Source organism: Spirosoma humi (assembly GCF_054776575.1).
On sequence record NZ_BAAHBR010000015.1, the window covers coordinates 1411274 to 1428132 of the forward strand.

Below are 16859 nucleotides of genomic sequence, written 5' to 3' on the forward strand. Positions count from 1 at the left end.
CGATATATCAACTTTTCTACATTAATAATGCCCGAACGGCTTACACGGCTACCTTAAATTCCGACGTGAGGTGGAAAGTAACGTCGGGATTATTCTGTTCATTCATGCGCAGCATCCAGTCCGATTCGGCCAGAAACACCGGATTCTGATCTTTGTCGTACGCAATTTGGTTGCCTTTCAAGCGGATGAACTCAGTCAGCTTGGCCGGATTTTCGGACGTAATCCAGCAGGCTTTCGTGTAATTCAGCGGTACCCAGCGGCACTTAGCGCCGTATTCATTTTCCAGTCGATACTGAATAACTTCAAACTGAAGCTCTCCAACGGTACCAACAATTTTCCGGTTACCCAGTTCAAGCGTAAATAATTGGGCTACCCCTTCGTCAGTTAACTGCTGAATACCTTTATCCAACTGTTTTGACTTCATCGGGTCAAGGTTGACCAGTTCTTTAAAAATTTCCGGTGAGAAACTCGGAATTCCCTGAAACTGCAATTCTTCTCCTTCGGTCAGGGTATCACCAATTTTAAACGTGCCGGTGTCATAAAGACCCACCACGTCGCCGGGGAAACCCTCCTCCACCACGCTTTTACTGTCAGCCATAAAACTGAACGGACTGGCAAACCGCACGTTTTTATCCAGACGCGTGTGGTGGTAAAATTTATTGCGTTCGAACACGCCCGAACAAATCCGTAGAAACGCAATCCGATCGCGGTGGCGCGGATCCAGGTTGGCGTGAATTTTAAAGACAAACCCGCTGAAGTTTTTCTCTCCGGGCTCTACTTCCCGCTTATCGGTCGGGCGGGCAATGGGCTCCGGCGATATGTCGCAAAAGCCTTCGAGCAATTCTTTTACCCCAAAGTTATTGACCGCCGATCCGAAGAACACGGGGGCCAATTTACCATCCAGATACGCCTGCCGGTCGAAGCTGTCATAAACACCATCGATCAATTCGACGTCTTCGCGAAGCTGCCCAGCATCGCGTGGACCAACCTTCGTATCGAGTAAATCATCGGCCAGGTCGATGGGCAGCACATCAGCCTCAACCTTCGTTTTGTTGGCCTTAAAGAAATATAATTTTTTCTCGATCAGGCTGTAAACGCCCTTGAAGTCGGAGCCCATGTTAACGGGCCACGTCATTGGCCGAACGCGAATGTTCAGCTTTTCCTCCAGTTCGTCCAGCAAATCGAATGGATTTCGGCCTTCGCGGTCAAGCTTGTTGATGAAGATAATAACGGGTGTATCGCGCATCCGGCAAACTTCCATCAACCGCTCGGTTTGTTCCTCTACGCCCTTTACGCAGTCGATAACCAGGATAACGCTATCGACAGCCGTGAGTGTCCGGTAGGTGTCTTCAGCAAAGTCTTTGTGGCCAGGTGTATCGAGGATATTAATTTTCAGATTATCGTACTCAAACGTCATTACGGAAGTAGCCACCGAGATACCCCGTTGTTTCTCAATCTCCATAAAATCGGACGTAGCCGTCTTCTTGATTTTATTGGATTTGACCGCCCCAGCCGTTTGAATAGCCCCCCCAAAAAGCAGCAGTTTCTCAGTCAATGTCGTTTTACCAGCATCGGGGTGACTTATGATGGCGAACGTCCGTCGACGGGCCGTTTCGGCCTGTATATTCGTTTGCATTATTCTCAGAATCAAGGTACAAAGATACGGATTCAACGATGAATTATTCATGATGACCCATGAATAAGCTCCATAGCAGCGCTTCGCTATTCATCATCCATCCTTTTATAAGAACGCCCACAGCAGTAGAGCCCAGCCCGCAATCATTCCCAGCCCACCAAGTGGTGTGATGGCACCGAGCCAGGTAATACCGGTGAAACACAATACATAGAGTGAGCCCGAAAAAATGAGTACGCCACCCAGAAACGAGTAACCCGACCAGCTAAGCAGCTTCACCGTCGTCGGATTACTCCCGAACAAGTGCAGCAGCATGCCAATCAGAATGAGCGCAACCGCATGGTAAAACTGGTATTTAACGGCCGTTTCGAACGTGGCCGCCCGCCCCGACGCGTCGAGCATAGCCCGCAAGGCATGCGCCCCAAAAGCGCCGATCGCAACGCCTAACAGCCCTAAAACGGCTCCGGCCTGAATAAAGAACTTCATAGTGTCTGAACCTCCGGGTAGCCCGCAGGATTTAATTTATTGTTGATACTCAAATGCGGCTTCCGAAAATAGCGCTCCCAACGCGAACCATCGTACTGCCCTCGTCAACCGCAATCCGGTAATCACCGCTCATCCCCATCGACAGCTCGTGAAAATGAACCATGGGTCGTTGAGTTTTCGCCAATTGGTCGTACAGCCGCTTAAGACCCCGAAATTCCTGACGGATCTGTGCTTCATTCTCCGTATTGGTCGCCAGGCCCATTAGTCCTACGATACGTATGTAGGGCAAGTCGTCCAGTTCAGGTGCTTTCAGCAGCGCTTCAGCCTCTTGGGCCGACAAACCGAATTTGGTTTCCTCATCGGCAATGTAAATTTGCAGCAGGCAGTCAATAACCCGATTGTGCTTAGCGGCCTGCTTATTCACTTCCTGCAAGAGTTTCAGGCTATCGATCGACTGAATCATCGTTACAAACGACGCGATGTACTTAACTTTATTCGTCTGCAGATGCCCAATCAGGTGCCACTCAATATCAGCCGGTAACTGGGGGTATTTGTCAGCCATTTCCTGCACTTTATTTTCCCCAAACCGCCGACAACCAGCCTCATACGCTTCGCGCAGCAACTCGACCGGCTTCGTTTTCGTAACAGCAATTAGTTTGGCTTTATTCTGTAATTCACTCTCAATCAGGCGAATTGAATCAGCAATCATACAATATCAGGTGGTTGTCTTCTACCAGCGGTTTGTTAATATTGTGCAAATATAGGGTTGATAGCTGCGCCGGAAGGCGTAGTTTTCACCCATAAACCAGTTAATGGAAGCAATAAATAACTCTTTGGTGTAGTTTTGGTAAAGATTTTAACCTTTGCTCTTCAGCCTAACATATGACCCCAATGGAACCCAGACCACAACCCCAGAATAACAGTCGTAGCTACTTACTGGCTGCACTACTCATTCTGGCTGCACTCAATGTCCTGCTACTCTACTTCTATTACCAGGAGCGGCAGGACAATAAAACCAAGGATGCCACCATTGCCGCTAAGACGGAGGAGGTTCTTGTTGCTAAAACAAAACTCGATTCGATTTCGGCACAACTTGACACGAAAATTGCCGAAATTCAGCGGTTAGGTGGTAGCATCGACTCATTAATGAAAGTAAAAGCTCAATTGGAGGTCGACAAGCGGGAGCTGAAGAACGTAGGTTCCTTTGACAGCAAGAAGTACGATCAGAAGATTAGAAATTACCAGGCTATTCTGGTTCAGAAAGATCAGGAAATTGCTCGTTTGAAAGAAGAGAATGGCGTTCTGGCTCAGCAGAACGAATCGCTCACGCAGGAAAACAATGGCCTTAAAGCCGAAAAACAATCGTTGAGTGATTCTGTCGTCTCAGTGACCATCAAGAACCAGGAATTAGCCGAGAAAGTAACCATCGCTGCGGCCCTACACGCCGAGTCTGTTACGATCAATGGCGTGAACGCAAGGGGAAAAGAAACGGATGGGGGTACATACAAAGCTAAAAAAACCGATAAAATTCACATATCGATTCAATTGTCTCCCAACGGATTAGCCAAAAAAGACGAGAAACTGCTTTATGTTCGGGTAATTGACCCTTCGGGAGCCGTTGTTTCTGATCTGGCAACGGGATCGGGTGAGTTTATGTACAACAACCAGGGCATGATTTATACCGCCATGCAAAAGTTCACGTTTGACAATAGCCGCCAGCGACTTGACTTCTTTTACGGGCGTGCTGGTCAGCCATTTAAAGAAGGAAAGCACACGGTCGAAGTGTACTGCGAAGGGTTCCGAATTGGCGAAGGCGAATTTACCATCCGGTAGGCATCGACCCAGCATTCATCCCTAAAAAGTAAGGGCCGCTCTCCAGTAGGGAGCGGCCCTTACTTTTTAGCACTTACTTCCCTTTATTCCCCCGTTTGCCTTTGCGATTGTCAGTTTATTTCTTACCTTTGCGGCCTCATTTCAAACAAATTACAAAAAAATGTTTCCTAATAACTACGAAACGGTGTTCATTTTAACTCCCGTTTTATCTGATGCTCAGATGAAGGACGCCGTTGACAAGTTTCGCAAAGTGCTGACCGATAACGGTGCGGAACTGGTCCATGAAGACCATATGGGTTTGCGCAAGCTGGCCTATCCAATTCAGCATAAGAACACGGGTTACTACCAACTCTTCGAGTTTAAGGCCCCCGGCACGATCATCGAGAAACTCAACACCGAGTATCTCCGTGACGAGCGCATCATCCGCCACCTGACGGTTTCGCTCGACAAGCACGCTGTTGCCTACAACGACCGTAAACGCAATGGCTTAGTGGGTAAGAAAAAACAAACCGAAAACGCCGGGGAGGCCAAGTAATCATGAGCTTGCAAAACGAATCCGTCTCGAAAACCGAGAACCGCAAAAAATACGACCGCTTCAAGAAAGCCGGTATCAAATACATCGATTATAAGGATGGCAACTTCCTGCTGAAACTGCTGAACGAGCAAGGTAAAATCCTGCCACGGCGGTTAACGGGAACGACCCTGAAAAACCAGCGCAAAGTGGCCCAGGCTGTCAAACGCGCTCGTCATCTGGCCATCCTGCCTTACGTAGGCGATTCACTGAAATAACGTTTGTAGTTCGTTGTCTATAGTTATTGAATACTGATTTCAGAAAAACTACAGACCGCCAACCACAAACTACAAACCTTTTTCAAAAAATGGATATCATTTTAAAAACCGATATTGCCGGCCTGGGCTATAAGAACGACACCGTTGTGGTGAAGCCCGGTTACGGTCGCAATTACCTGATTCCTCAGGGATTTGCCATGATGGCAACCGATTCTAACAAAAAGATCGTTGCTGAAAATATTCGTCAGGCAGCTCACAAAGCCGAAAAAATCAAAACCGAAGCCCAAACCATTGCCGACGGCATTGGTGATATGACGTTGACCATTCCAGCAAAAGCAGGTGACAGCGGCAAAATTTTCGGCCGGGTTACCAATACGCAGGTAGCTGAAGCGCTGCGTGAGAAAGGCTTCGACATCGACCGGAAGAAAATTACGGTTGAAGATGTTAAAGTGCTTGGTACCTACGAGGCTTCTCTTGATCTGCACAAGGATGTGAAGCACAAAGTAAAATTCGAAGTAGTATCGGCTGAATAAGCAGGGCTATTTTTTGACAAACCGACCTGTCTCGCGGCAGGTCGGTTTTTTGTTATATTTGAGTTAAATAACTGAAATATGGCTGCTCTTGATCTTGAACAACTTTTAGAAGCTCCGAATTTACCTCAATTGATTCAGCAGGCAGAACTGGCCCTTCGCCAGGAAGCCAGCCGTCGGAATGAGTTCTATGCCTGGTTGAAGGAAGATGTAAAAGCTGAATTTATCAATGGCCATATTGTCATGCACTCACCTGTTAAAGAACGGCACTGGACAACAGTGGGTAATATTTATCGGTTGATGAGTTGGTACGCCCTCAAAAGAAAGCTGGGCCGAGTTGCTTCCGAGAAAGCGCTGATTTCCTTGATCCGCAATGACTACGAACCTGACGTTTGCTTTTGGAAACAGGAGAAAGCAAGTCAGTTTACAGCAGATCAAATGAAGCTTCCGGCTCCCGATCTGGTTATTGAAGTGTTGTCGAAAGGAACAGCCCGTCGGGACAGAGGTGTTAAATTTACGGACTACGCAGCCAATGGTATAGCTGAATACTGGATTATCAACCCAGGTAAACAAACGGTTGAGCAATATGAGTTGGACCCCGACATTGAAGAATATGCTCACGTGGGTACCTTCCTGAAAACTCAGGATATTGAATCTAAACAGGTCGCAGGTTTTCGCGTACCTGTCTTAGCGTTGTTCGATGAACAAGCTAATATGAAAGCGCACGAAATCTTGTTTAATAACTAATAATCAGGCAATTATCAATGTAAATCTTTTACTCAGAACGGACCTAATCAGTCCGTTCTTTTGTTGGTAAGGTATGCAGTTTCATACCGAATTTTCGCCCGAACCACTTCCCCATCGCATGGGTCTGAACAGCCGAATTGTAACCATCGGATCGTGCTTTGCCGATGTTATGGGACGTCGCTTAAGTGAGTATAAATTGCCGGTACTGAACAATCCATTCGGAACGATTTTCAATCCGGTTTCGATCGCCAAATTAGTAACGATGGCACTGCGGGGTACGGCCCCTGATGAAGACGGCTATCTGGAGCGCAATGGTGTGTGGTTTCATTATGACTTCCACTCGTCTCTTTGGGCCAACAGTCAGGATGAACTACGCCATAAGCTTGCGTCCAGCCTGGCGCTCACGGCGGCGGCTATTCGGAAAGCCGATTTTCTGTTTATCACGCTCGGTTCTGCCATTGTTTATCGGCATATCGAGACGGGTAAGGTCGTCGCCAATTGCCATAAAATGCCCGGTTCACTGTTTGAGAAATACCTGTATCAGATCGATCATGTACGCGAAGATTTGGCACAGCTCTTAAAAACAGTATACAGGGCAAACCCGAAACTTAACGTGTTGCTGACGGTTAGCCCGGTACGTCACACGCGGGATACTTTACCGCTGAATAGCGTAAGTAAGTCGACATTACGGGTGCTTACACACGAATTGACCACCTGGAACGATCGGGTCGCTTACTTTCCGGCCTACGAGATAATGATGGATGATCTGCGCGACTATCGTTTCTATGAAGCCGATATGATCCATCCTAATGCACAGGCCCACGAGTACATTTTTGCCAAATTTGCTGCGTGTGCGTTTGACAGCGAACTTTGTCAGTTTGTGGCCGACTGGTCCCAAATCAGTAAATCATTAGCCCATAGACCGCTCTACGGGCAAGAGAGCCCGGCGTATTATCAGTTTCTGACTAAATTATTAGCACAATTGAAGACTGTTGCGACACAGGTAGACGTGTCAGCGGAACTGGCAGAGGTGCAAAGTCGTTTAAAACAGAGAGAAACGGTTGAACGGCAGGAGGGCGAAAAAGAGTTCGCTTAAGTTTACCTTTCTCTTTTTCCCATTTTTATGTCTGATTACCGATTATCTACAGAAGCTGTTCTACGGGCATTGAGCACCGTAGAAGAACCTGATTTAAAACGCGACATCGTTTCGCTGAACATGGTTAAGGATGTCGTGCTGGGCATCGGTTCGGTGCGCTTCACCGTCGTCTTGACGACACCAGCCTGTCCGCTCAAGGAAGTTATTCGCAAACGATGTGAAGATGCCATTCATGCCCACATAGGGGCCGACATTCTGATTACGATCGACATGACGTCGGACGTAACCTCGACACGCGTTAACGCGCCTACGCTGCCCGGTGTAAAGAACATTATTGCGGTTTCATCCGGGAAAGGGGGCGTTGGCAAATCTACGGTAACGGCTAATCTGGCCATTGCACTGCACAAATCCGGGGCTAAAGTAGGCATTATTGATGCGGACATTTACGGTCCTTCCATGCCAACGATGTTCGGCGCTGAAAACATTCAGCCGCGTATTTTTCAGGTGGATGGGCAAACTCGTATGGAGCCTATCCAACAGTTCGGCATCAAACTATTGTCGATGGGTTTCCTGGTGGCACCGGGACAGGCTATTATCTGGCGGGGCACAATGGCTGGTCGGGCATTGCAACAATTTTTTTCTGATGCTGATTGGGGAGAACTGGATTACCTGCTCATCGATCTCCCACCAGGCACCGGTGATATTCACTTAACGCTTGTGCAGACGGTACCGGTCACGGGTGCCATCATCGTGACTACGCCCCAGAAAGTAGCGCTGGCCGACGCCACAAAAGGGCTGGCCATGTTTCGCCAGCCACAAATCAACGTGCCGGTGTTAGGGGTGATTGAGAACATGTCGTATTTCACCCCGACCGAATTGCCAGATCATCAATATTATATATTTGGCAAGGGAGGTGGTCAATTGTTAGCCGATCAGTTCAATGTACCGATGCTGGGCCAGATTCCGCTGGTACAAAGCATCCGTGAAGCAGGCGACGAAGGTCGCCCGGCGATTAGTGTCGGTGAACCTGTTGCGTCAGAAGCTTTCAAGGCAACCGCCGAGGCCCTCGCTCAACAAGTAGCCATCCGAAATGCCAGCCTTGACCGTACGGAACGTGTTCAGGTTGCATAAACAACCTAGAAAGTATAAATTTACCGTAAATCAATCAATCAATGGAGACGGTAGTCAATAACGACCAGCTGATAAGTAAAATAGAACGGGCTCTCGACAATATGCGGCCCTATCTGGCAGCCGATGGCGGCAATGTGAAGATATTGGAAGTTACAGAAGATAAAACGGTTCGGCTCGAACTGATGGGTTCTTGTGGCTCCTGTCCCATGTCAGCTATGACCTTCAAAGGCGGTCTGGAAGAAGCGATTCTGAAAGCGGTGCCCGAAATTACAAAAGTTGAAGCGGTGAATATAACGCCTGCTTTTTAACTGGATCAGGGTTCATAACAGAGTAGATAGCTTACTCTGAGTGAGAAACCACGAAGTCCTTATGTGTTTCTTAACCATCAAAACGCCGAATCAGGCGTTTTTTTGTTTCTTTGCAGTTCGTATTATTCCTCAATTCAGTGAAAATAGGCATTTTTTTCGGTGGACCTGCGCGGGAGCGGGAGGTCTCGTTTGCTGGTGGGCGTACTGCCCTGGCTAATTTAGATAAAGGGCTGTTCGAACCGGTTCTGGTATTTGTTGATGGACGCGGACGGTTTCGGCTTGTATCTCCCCAGTTTCTGCAATCGCCATCACTACGCGATGCCCTACCGCAGGATAATTCTGGTTTTTCGGTTTACGATGAGTCACTGGCTATCGATGCACTCGACGCAACCTTACCCGAACTACGCCCCGAACAGTTTCGTGAGCATTTCGACCTGGCCTTTCTGGCTATGCATGGCCCCGACTGTGAGGATGGTGCCATCCAGGGCCTACTGGAGTGGCACAAAATGCCTTATACAGGACCAGGGTTGCTTGGATCCGCAGTAGGCATTAATAAGATTCTGCAAAATGAGCTGATTGCTCTGGCAAATGGTCAGCAGAAGAAAACGGCTACCATTAGCCGGGATGCCTACGAACAGGCGGACAAAGCTCAGTTTTTCCAATCACTGGTTGACCATCTGGGTCTGCCGATTGTGGTAAAGGCCCCTCATCAGGGTTCCTCCATCGGCGTAGCTATCGTCCGTGAAGCGGATTTAACGCTATTTTGCCGCTCCGTAGAACAGTGCTTTTTCACCATGAGCGTGCAACCCGATGGCTGGAGTAAACTAAGTGAATGGTCGGGTTTATCAACTGACGAGAAAAACGAACTGGCTCAGAAAATGGTCAGTTTAGACTCGGGCATCAGTTTTCCCGTCGTTATTGAGCAAACGGGTGAAGTGATCAACCACCCGGCCGATTTCGTCACGAAACTGGATGCGATCGCCCAACAGGGCCAGCCAGTGTCATTGGCTTCGTTAAATGCCGAAGACGAAGTTCTTTTTGAGGAGTTTATTACGGGGCAGGAGTTTTCCTGTGGTGTTATTCAGGACGACGACCAGGTTGCGATTGCCTTGCCGCCTACAGAAATTTATAATGTAACAAGCTTCGATTTCGATTCCAAGTACAAGCTGAATACAACCAAAAAGCGGATACCGGTTGATACAAGCCTGGAAAACAACCGTAAAATTCAGTTGGCCGTAGCGGAGGTGTTCAGCCGACTGGGCATCAATGTTTATTCGCGAATCGACGGTTTCCTGACTCCTGCCGGAGATGTTCTGTTGCATGACCCAAACACCATTCCGGGCATGTCGCCCTCATCGCTGATCTTTAAGCAGATGGCTGAAATTGGGCTGAATTTATCGAATTCACTGACGTATCTTATTCGTCAGTCGCTACGGGAACGTATTCGGACCGGTAAAGATACGTATCATCTTAAACGGCTGCTGACCTCCCTGGATGCACAACTAGCCGCCCGTAAAGCCAATCCATTACCCGAGCGTGTCATTTCATTTGGTCCTACCGATGAAGAGTTTGTGGTCGCCAAACAGCAGTATAATGAGCTGGCAGCGTCGGGTAAGGTCTTCCCATCCTTGATGTACATCAAGAGTAAGCTAGAGTCGCATGAGATTCCGGTCAACTTACTTTTCAAAGATACGATTGATGAATTGGAGACAGCACTGAGCCAGCCGCGTCATCCGCTCTTGATTGAGACAGCCGAGCGTGCCCGACACATTGCCGAACGATACGTATAGCTTTTCGTAAAAACAGCAAGGCGTGCCATGATCGAGAATCGTGGCACGCCTTGCTGTTTTTACGATACATTATAACATAACCGGCTGTCCCGTCCGAACGGATTCATCACAGGCGAAAGCAATCTCCAGACTGCTGACGGCATCCTGCATATGGTCGGTCAGGTCGCGATCCTCCCGAATAGATTCCAGGAAATACCGTTGTTCGCGGTTGCAGAGCTCCTGATGATCTGGCTCATCCTGCATATCGATCCAGGTATCGGATTCAACAAACTGATCATTTGCATCGAGCGCGGCCCGGTGCACGCGCAGCGACTCCGTTTTGGTGTGCGAGTCTACGTTATCGGACTTGCCGGCAGCTCCCGCATTCTTGGCGACGATGGACACGCAGCCATCCGGCCCGATAACGTCTTTCACAAAGAACGCCGTTTCGCTCATCATAGGGCCCCAACCAGCTTCGTACCAGCCTACAGAGCCGTCTTCAAACCGAATCTGTAGCTGACCGTAGTTGTAGTTGCCAACGGGAATATCATTACTCAGCCGAGCGCCGATCGCGTTGACCTGTAGTGGTTTCGAGCGGGTCATCTGGCACATTACATCAATGTAATGTACACCACAATCGACGATTGGGCTAAGGCTTTTCATCAGGTTCCGGTGAACAGTCCACATCGTTCCGTGACTTTGCTGATTAAGGTTCATCCGCATTACCAGCGGCTTACCTAGCCCCTGCGCGACCTCAACAAATTTGGCCCAGGATGGATGATGCCGCAAAATGTAGCCAATAACCAATTTTTTATTTGCTTTCTGAGCGGCCGCCATCACGCGCTTTGCTCCTTCGACCGTGTCAGCAATTGGTTTTTCCATGAATACATGACACCCCTGCTCAAAGGCCATCAGGGCAAAGGCTTCATGGGTGTCGGGGTACGTGGAAATACAAACGGCATCGGGTTGGGTTTCTTTCAACGCCGTTTCATAGTCACTAAATAGGGCATACCCACCGCCCAGGCGTTCATTCAAAACGACTTTACTGTTTCCGGTCGAGACAATACCACAAATTTCGAAACCGTCTGTAGTCTGGTAGGCAATAGCGTGCGATGCGCCCATGTTGCCACATCCAACAACGAGTACCCGTATGGGTTGAATAGTGCTTGACATACTTAATTTGATACAGATTTAAGAGTAGTCTGAATTCAGTTGAGTATTCGATTCAGGCTACAAACTTAACACATCCAGTCAGGACTGCGTGCTTACATTTTCTTAGCAGGATACGGATTAATTGGCTCAATGGTTCCGTCTGCGTTATGCCTCAGTTCAGCCACCTTTATATTCCGCAGGTGTGTTTTGCTCGACAATTCGGTATCGTGGTAAAAAATATACCATTTCCCCTTGAACTCCACAATCGAGTGGTGGGTTGTCCAGCCTTTCACGGGCGTCATAAAAACTCCTTGATAGGTAAATGGCCCCTCCGGTGAGTTACCAAGGGCGTAGGCCAGAAAATGCGTATCGCCGGTTGAGTAGGAGAAATAATATTTACCGTTGTATTTATGCATCCAGCCACCTTCAAAAAACCGCCGGTCATGGTCACCGGTTAGCAGCGGTTTTCCTGCTTTGTCCAGAATTTTTACGTCCTTGGCGGGTGCGTCAAAGTGCAGCATGTCTTTGCTCATCCGGGCCACTTTAGGGGCCAGGGCTGGCTCTTTGTCGTTGCCGGAATCCGTTTTAGACTCATTGGCTGCATACTTACCAGTTGACCAGCGCTGCAACTGGCCACCCCAAATTCCGCCAAAATACATATACGACTGCCCGTCTGTATCCGTAAAAACAGCTGGATCAATACTAAAGCTGCCCTTTATCGGCGTCGGTTCTGCTTTGAATGGTCCGCTTGGTGATTTGCTGGTAGCAACGCCCATTCGGAACACATCTTTCTTATCCTTAACCGGGAAGTAGAGAAAGTAAGTACCATTTTTATAAGCCGCATCAGGTGCCCATAATTGACGCCCCGCCCAGGGAATGTCGTTGATATCCAACCCCACGCCATGATCGGTCACCTTTCCATTGATACTATCCATTGATAAAATGTGGTAGTCGCGCATGGCAAAATGAGCTCCTTCATCGTCTTCTTTTATTCCAGCATCAATGTCGTGGGAGGGATAAATATAAATTTTACCGTTGAAAACATGGGCCGATGGATCGGCGGTATATATATGGCTCACCAATGGTTTGGAGAGCGCCTGTGTACTGGACGCTGAATCCGTAGCGGCACTACTGCTCTCTTTGTTTTCCTGTTTAGCCTTATTGCTCTGGCAGGCACCGAGGTATACACCCGACACAAGGCATACAAGCATCAGATTCCTGAGCTTATTGACACTGATCATGCTTCTTTGACTAATTTTTTGAATACCATACAGAAAGGTAGAGCTACTCCTATTTTACTGAATTGATGAAAATAGAGGACTTATCTCGCTCATCGAAACAGGCCTCGCTATTGTCCGCAAGTGAACAGGAAACGTCCAGTTACGGACAGAGTAAATCCCAAATACCGAAGATAACCTATTGATAATCAAAGCATACTATTAGTTGGCACAGCCTTTGGCTTATTGCGTATGAACAGTAAACAACTAATCAATACTAAACAACTACGACAATGTTTTCACTAGTAAGCAATTTGGCAGGCTCTCTTCTTTTAAGCGCTACGACCTTAACAAACCCAACCAATCCCCATGTATTGTCCTTCGATGCCAGTGCCTATGTCACGGTCGATAAGCGAATACGGGTAGCGGTTCAAAAAACTACTGATGTACCGGTGCTTGTTCTGCTCCGGAATAAAGACAATGAAATCCTGTTCCGGCAGTACATCAGCAAAAAAGAGTCGAAATATGTTGTGAAATTGAATGTCAATGAGTTGGGCGATGGGCAGTATGATCTGGAAGTTTCGTCTAAAGAAGGCAGCATACGGAAACAGGTCAATCTGTCAACCACGCCTAAAAGCGAGTTAAGTCGGGTCGTTGCCATGCAATAGGAAAGTCCTTAAAAAGATAGGGGCCAGATGAATATCTGGCCCCTATCTTTTTAAGCTACCTGAACATTCACTTCGTAATAATCAACGCTTGGCGGACCATCGAAATAGCTGCTCATGTGCTTCAGAATATCAGTCAGAAAACCGCTGGATTCGGCAGCCTGTCGTTGTGCTTCTGACGCCCATATGGTTACCATCAGCCCCCGATTGGTTGTTGAATTGGTAAGCATACGACTATTCTTAAACCCATCGAGTTCCTTCAGGGCGGGCCCGACTGTATTCTCAAAGTAATTTATTGCGTCAGCAATATGTTCAGCCTTCAACGGGAATTGAATTACGCGAGCGTACATAGAGTAAAATAGTGAGGTTATAAATAGATGAACTACAATCCAAAGCCTGTATGCTACGATACACCTTTAAATTCTTCCTGTTCCACAAATGGCTGACTTCTTAATCGTTTACCCGTTGCTTTAAAAATAGCATTGGCAACGGCTCCACCCGCTGGCGGAAGCGAGGGCTCTCCTAAACCGGTTGGATCGATTTCGTTCTGGACAAAATGGACATCGATTTCAGGGATTTCATTAAGTCGAATCAGTCGGTATTCGTTAAAGTTCTTTTGCTCAGGCACACCATCTTTAAATGTGATATTGCCATACATGGCATGCCCAATACCGTCTACGATACAACCCCTTACCTGTTGCTGCGATCCACTTTGGTTAATAACCACTCCACAGTCGGCTGCCGAGTACACTTTCTGCAAAACGGGTTTGCCTTTTACCACAACGACTTCGCCAACTTGCGCCACGTAAGAGCGATGGGAAAAATAAACACTGAAACCCTGTGCTACAGGCTTTCCGCTGGCATCCTTCTTCTTACCCCAGCCTGATTTCTCAACAGCCAGATTGATAACGCCTTTCATACGGTCAATGTCGTACTTGATGGCTCCGGCGGGCTTCTGTTTCGCTTTGTCTAACAGTTCCAATCTAAACTGAACAGGATCTTTGCCAGCGGCCTGGGCCACTTCATCAATAAACGACTGTTCGGCAAAAGCAAGGAAGTTTGTGATTGGTGCTCGCCAGGGGCCGGTTGTAATCGGCGATTTATGGTCTACACTATCGATCAATAGGTTATCGACAGCACCCGCCGGAAAATTGTCCTCCCGTGTCGAATTACCAGCGTTAATACTGGCCCCCCGAAGCTTGTACCCAATCATAGTACCCTGGGCGTCCAGAGCCGCTTCAAAACGGTAGCGAACAGCCGGGCGGTAGCTTCCACCCATCATGTCATCTTCCCGCGTCCAGATTACTTTAACCGGCGCATTCACTAACTTCGATACCTGTACGGCTTCAACGACATAGTCAGCTTTTAACCGACGGCCAAATCCCCCCCCCATGCGGGTCAATTGCACTGATACCTTATCGGGCGCGATCCCAAGCAGCTTAGCGGTTTCATTTCGGGCCAGTTCGGGGGTTTGGGTAGGCCCCACTAACTCTACTCCATCCGGCCGGACGTGGGCGAAGAAGTTCATAGGCTCCATAGGCGCGTGAGAAAGGAACGGACATTGATATTCCGCCTTGACCACTTTGGCCGCATTTTTAAACGCCGTGTCAACGTCACCATCTTTCCGACGCACTGTTGCGCCTGAGCCGTCCAGTAATTCTTTAAATAGTCGATTGTGGTCGGCTGTGCTTTCCAGAGCATCTGCCTTCTCCCATTCGATTTTTAACGCATCTTTTGCTTTTTTCACCTGCCAGGTTGACTTACCAACAACGGCTACGTTATTGTCGAACGTTACGACGTTGACGATACCAGGCATAGCTTTGGCTGTATCGGCGTTGAGCGATTTCAACTTGTAGCCAAATGCCGGACGCTGAATCATGGCGAACAACATGCCTTCACGATAGAAGTCAAGCCCAAATAACGGCTTTCCTGTAATAATTTTAGGGTTATCGACATTCTTGATCGAACTACCGATAAGGCTAAAGTCTTTGACCGCTTTTAATTTAACGTTATTTGGAACCGACAATTGAGCCGCTTCAGTAGCTAGCTCGCCGTAGCTCAGCTTTCGGCTACTTGCTGAATGCTGCACAAACCCACTACTGGTCGTGCACTCAGTTGCGGGGACATTCCACCGCTTTGCGGCCGCTTCCATGAGCATCTGACGAGCCGTGGCACCCGCTTTACGTAAGCGCTCCCAGGAGTGCGGAATCGAGCCGCTACCGCCAGCGACCTGGCGTTCAAATTTTTTCGTGTCAAGGGGGGCTTGCTCAACGACAACCTTTGTCCAGTCAGCGTCCAGTTCTTCCGCGACAACTATTGGGAAGGCCGTTTTTATGCCCTGTCCCACTTCAGGATTGGGCGATAGTATGGTGACGGTACCCTGTGGGCTGATCGATAGATAGCTATTAAAATCGATACCCGTGGGAGCAACACGGCTAGTAGCTGTTGCAGCCTCCGAGTCGACCCAGTTGAACCCCAATACCAGGCCCCCACCAGCCGTTGCTACTACCTTCAGAAAGTTTCTCCGGCTCGAATGCGTTGATGTCTGCATCGCTATTTCGTTTTTGAGGATTTAGTAGCACCCGTCGATGTAGTTGACATGGAGGCAAGCTTCACGGCCTCCCGAATGCGGTGATACGTTCCACAACGGCATAGGTTGCCGGTCATCGTCTCATCAATTTCGGATTGCGACGGCTTTGGATTACGTTTAAGCAATGCAGCCGCTGTCATAATCTGCCCAGCCTGGCAATAGCCACACTGGGGCACATCAACTTTATCCCACGCCTGCTGAACAGGATGATTTCCAGTAGGGGATAAACCTTCAATTGTCGTCACTTTGGATTTACCTACTGCCGAGACGGGCAGTACACAGGCACGGGCAGCCTCACCATTCAAATGCACAGTACAGGCACCACACTGTGCAATACCACAACCATACTTTGTGCCTAACAGCCCGAAATTATCGCGTAATACCCATAGTAAAGGTGTATCAGGATCAACATCGGCCTGATAACTACGGCCGTTGATTTGGAGTTTATAAATAGCCATTTACCAAACAGGATGAAATGCAAGATTGAATATACTATAAGTAAGTTCATTGACTATTCTACCATCCTAAACCCGCTTAAAAGGCAAAAAGGCCTGTCCCACAAGGACAGGCCTTCGCTGTTTCAATAGGTGGCATCTTCCTACTCTCCCGCTTGTGACAGCAGTACCATCGGCAGTACGGGGCTTAACGACTCTGTTCGAAATGGAAGAGGTGAACACCCGCCTTAACTACACCAACCTAATTGACTCGTTCGACTTGTGCCAGCTCCGCTGGTTAGTCAATTCCTTCTTGTGTCTTTTTTCCTACAGAGAGAGATGCTAATGACTGCTTACCAAGATCACTACCCTACCTACCGACCAATACCTACCCGCTCCCGTAAAACCATGAACAAACTCGCGTCCGGGGCCATTAGTACGGCTCAGCTTAGCGACTCTCACCGCGTACACCTGCCGCC

18 protein-coding genes and 1 rRNA gene are annotated in these 16859 nt (G+C 48.3%); 10 read left to right on the forward strand and 9 right to left on the reverse strand.

Translation table 11 applies throughout. The annotated features are described in order from the left end of the window. Positions 1-40: 40 nt before the first annotated feature. The 3 genes from ACYU8Y_RS22170 to ACYU8Y_RS22180 all read right to left on the reverse strand — a co-directional run bounded on the left by ACYU8Y_RS22170 (position 41) and on the right by ACYU8Y_RS22180 (position 2828). Positions 41-1636 carry a peptide chain release factor 3 gene (locus tag ACYU8Y_RS22170; protein ID WP_460940293.1) on the reverse strand — a complete coding sequence of 532 codons (1596 nt, stop codon included), beginning with the start codon at positions 1634-1636 and terminating at the stop codon, positions 41-43. A 105-nt stretch (positions 1637-1741) separates the two neighbouring features. Beyond that, complete coding sequence (locus ACYU8Y_RS22175) at positions 1742-2119, reverse strand: DUF423 domain-containing protein (protein WP_460940294.1); 378 nt, start codon at positions 2117-2119, stop codon at positions 1742-1744. Between the two features lie 49 nt (positions 2120-2168). Then, positions 2169-2828, reverse strand: a complete 660-nt coding sequence (locus tag ACYU8Y_RS22180) for a YggS family pyridoxal phosphate-dependent enzyme (protein WP_460940295.1) — start codon at positions 2826-2828, stop codon at positions 2169-2171. A gap of 182 nt (positions 2829-3010) precedes the next feature. Here ACYU8Y_RS22180 and ACYU8Y_RS22185 point away from each other — a divergent pair, with 182 nt between their 5' ends. The 9 genes from ACYU8Y_RS22185 to ACYU8Y_RS22225 all read left to right on the forward strand — a co-directional run bounded on the left by ACYU8Y_RS22185 (position 3011) and on the right by ACYU8Y_RS22225 (position 10343). Continuing rightward, entirely contained in the window at positions 3011-3952 is a 942-nt protein-coding gene (locus ACYU8Y_RS22185; protein WP_460940296.1) for a hypothetical protein, read from the forward strand. 160 nt (positions 3953-4112) lie between these two features. Further along, positions 4113-4487: a 30S ribosomal protein S6 gene (gene rpsF, locus ACYU8Y_RS22190; RefSeq protein WP_046575574.1), complete on the forward strand. Its 375-nt coding sequence runs from the start codon at positions 4113-4115 to the stop codon at positions 4485-4487. A gap of 2 nt (positions 4488-4489) precedes the next feature. Continuing rightward, positions 4490-4741 (forward strand): 30S ribosomal protein S18, encoded by a 252-nt coding sequence (gene rpsR, locus ACYU8Y_RS22195; protein WP_018620831.1) that lies wholly within the window; start codon positions 4490-4492, stop codon positions 4739-4741. Between the two features lie 89 nt (positions 4742-4830). After that, complete coding sequence (gene rplI, locus ACYU8Y_RS22200; RefSeq protein WP_460940297.1) at positions 4831-5274, forward strand: 50S ribosomal protein L9; 444 nt, start codon at positions 4831-4833, stop codon at positions 5272-5274. Between the two features lie 78 nt (positions 5275-5352). Further along, complete coding sequence (locus ACYU8Y_RS22205; protein WP_460940298.1) at positions 5353-6018, forward strand: Uma2 family endonuclease; 666 nt, start codon at positions 5353-5355, stop codon at positions 6016-6018. A 73-nt stretch (positions 6019-6091) separates the two neighbouring features. Then, the gene (locus ACYU8Y_RS22210) at positions 6092-7114 is read left to right on the forward strand and encodes a GSCFA domain-containing protein (protein ID WP_460940299.1); all 1023 of its coding nucleotides are present in this window, start codon (positions 6092-6094) and stop codon (positions 7112-7114) included. A gap of 27 nt (positions 7115-7141) precedes the next feature. Further along, complete coding sequence (locus ACYU8Y_RS22215) at positions 7142-8245, forward strand: Mrp/NBP35 family ATP-binding protein (protein WP_460940300.1); 1104 nt, start codon at positions 7142-7144, stop codon at positions 8243-8245. Between the two features lie 41 nt (positions 8246-8286). Next, a complete protein-coding gene (locus ACYU8Y_RS22220; protein ID WP_460940301.1) occupies positions 8287-8553 on the forward strand; it encodes a NifU family protein in 267 nt (88 codons plus the stop codon). A gap of 137 nt (positions 8554-8690) precedes the next feature. Then, a complete protein-coding gene (locus tag ACYU8Y_RS22225; protein WP_460940302.1) occupies positions 8691-10343 on the forward strand; it encodes a D-alanine--D-alanine ligase family protein in 1653 nt (550 codons plus the stop codon). Positions 10344-10412: 69 nt separating this feature from the next. Here the strand turns inward: ACYU8Y_RS22225 and ACYU8Y_RS22230 are convergent, their stop codons facing one another. Together ACYU8Y_RS22230 and ACYU8Y_RS22235 are read right to left on the reverse strand one after the other, a co-directional pair. Continuing rightward, positions 10413-11495 carry a Gfo/Idh/MocA family protein gene (locus ACYU8Y_RS22230; RefSeq protein ID WP_460940303.1) on the reverse strand — a complete coding sequence of 361 codons (1083 nt, stop codon included), beginning with the start codon at positions 11493-11495 and terminating at the stop codon, positions 10413-10415. Positions 11496-11587: 92 nt separating this feature from the next. Next, the gene (locus ACYU8Y_RS22235; protein WP_460940304.1) at positions 11588-12685 is read right to left on the reverse strand and encodes a glycoside hydrolase family 43 protein; all 1098 of its coding nucleotides are present in this window, start codon (positions 12683-12685) and stop codon (positions 11588-11590) included. A 299-nt stretch (positions 12686-12984) separates the two neighbouring features. Between ACYU8Y_RS22235 and ACYU8Y_RS22240 the strand changes: the two genes are divergently transcribed. After that, a complete protein-coding gene (locus ACYU8Y_RS22240) occupies positions 12985-13359 on the forward strand; it encodes a hypothetical protein (protein ID WP_460940306.1) in 375 nt (124 codons plus the stop codon). Positions 13360-13409: 50 nt separating this feature from the next. Here the strand turns inward: ACYU8Y_RS22240 and ACYU8Y_RS22245 are convergent, their stop codons facing one another. The 4 genes from ACYU8Y_RS22245 to rrf all read right to left on the reverse strand — a co-directional run bounded on the left by ACYU8Y_RS22245 (position 13410) and on the right by rrf (position 16642). After that, positions 13410-13706: an antibiotic biosynthesis monooxygenase family protein gene (locus tag ACYU8Y_RS22245; RefSeq protein WP_460940307.1), complete on the reverse strand. Its 297-nt coding sequence runs from the start codon at positions 13704-13706 to the stop codon at positions 13410-13412. A 53-nt stretch (positions 13707-13759) separates the two neighbouring features. Then, positions 13760-15907 (reverse strand): xanthine dehydrogenase family protein molybdopterin-binding subunit, encoded by a 2148-nt coding sequence (locus ACYU8Y_RS22250; protein WP_460940308.1) that lies wholly within the window; start codon positions 15905-15907, stop codon positions 13760-13762. A 2-nt stretch (positions 15908-15909) separates the two neighbouring features. Continuing rightward, entirely contained in the window at positions 15910-16404 is a 495-nt protein-coding gene (locus ACYU8Y_RS22255; protein WP_460940309.1) for a (2Fe-2S)-binding protein, read from the reverse strand. Positions 16405-16531: 127 nt separating this feature from the next. Beyond that, positions 16532-16642 (reverse strand): 5S ribosomal RNA (gene rrf, locus ACYU8Y_RS22260). Positions 16643-16859 lie beyond the last annotated feature (217 nt).

Bases quoted from the DNA above. Each gene is read 5' to 3' on its own strand.
- ACYU8Y_RS22215 (WP_460940300.1), top strand. From the start codon at position 7,142: ATGTCTGATTACCGATTATCTACAGAAGCTGTTCTACGGGCATTGAGC.
- ACYU8Y_RS22180 (WP_460940295.1), bottom strand. From the start codon at position 2,828: ATGATTGCTGATTCAATTCGCCTGATTGAGAGTGAATTACAGAATAAA.
- ACYU8Y_RS22245 (WP_460940307.1), bottom strand. From the start codon at position 13,706: ATGTACGCTCGCGTAATTCAATTCCCGTTGAAGGCTGAACATATTGCT.
- rplI (WP_460940297.1), top strand. From the start codon at position 4,831: ATGGATATCATTTTAAAAACCGATATTGCCGGCCTGGGCTATAAGAAC.
- ACYU8Y_RS22205 (WP_460940298.1), top strand. From the start codon at position 5,353: ATGGCTGCTCTTGATCTTGAACAACTTTTAGAAGCTCCGAATTTACCT.
- ACYU8Y_RS22210 (WP_460940299.1), top strand. From the start codon at position 6,092: ATGCAGTTTCATACCGAATTTTCGCCCGAACCACTTCCCCATCGCATG.
- rpsR (WP_018620831.1), top strand. From the start codon at position 4,490: ATGAGCTTGCAAAACGAATCCGTCTCGAAAACCGAGAACCGCAAAAAA.
- rpsF (WP_046575574.1), top strand. From the start codon at position 4,113: ATGTTTCCTAATAACTACGAAACGGTGTTCATTTTAACTCCCGTTTTA.
- ACYU8Y_RS22170 (WP_460940293.1), bottom strand. From the start codon at position 1,636: ATGCAAACGAATATACAGGCCGAAACGGCCCGTCGACGGACGTTCGCC.
- ACYU8Y_RS22185 (WP_460940296.1), top strand. From the start codon at position 3,011: ATGGAACCCAGACCACAACCCCAGAATAACAGTCGTAGCTACTTACTG.
- ACYU8Y_RS22175 (WP_460940294.1), bottom strand. From the start codon at position 2,119: ATGAAGTTCTTTATTCAGGCCGGAGCCGTTTTAGGGCTGTTAGGCGTT.
- ACYU8Y_RS22220 (WP_460940301.1), top strand. From the start codon at position 8,287: ATGGAGACGGTAGTCAATAACGACCAGCTGATAAGTAAAATAGAACGG.
- ACYU8Y_RS22250 (WP_460940308.1), bottom strand. From the start codon at position 15,907: ATGCAGACATCAACGCATTCGAGCCGGAGAAACTTTCTGAAGGTAGTA.
- ACYU8Y_RS22230 (WP_460940303.1), bottom strand. From the start codon at position 11,495: ATGTCAAGCACTATTCAACCCATACGGGTACTCGTTGTTGGATGTGGC.
- ACYU8Y_RS22255 (WP_460940309.1), bottom strand. From the start codon at position 16,404: ATGGCTATTTATAAACTCCAAATCAACGGCCGTAGTTATCAGGCCGAT.
- ACYU8Y_RS22235 (WP_460940304.1), bottom strand. From the start codon at position 12,685: ATGCTTGTATGCCTTGTGTCGGGTGTATACCTCGGTGCCTGCCAGAGC.
- ACYU8Y_RS22240 (WP_460940306.1), top strand. From the start codon at position 12,985: ATGTTTTCACTAGTAAGCAATTTGGCAGGCTCTCTTCTTTTAAGCGCT.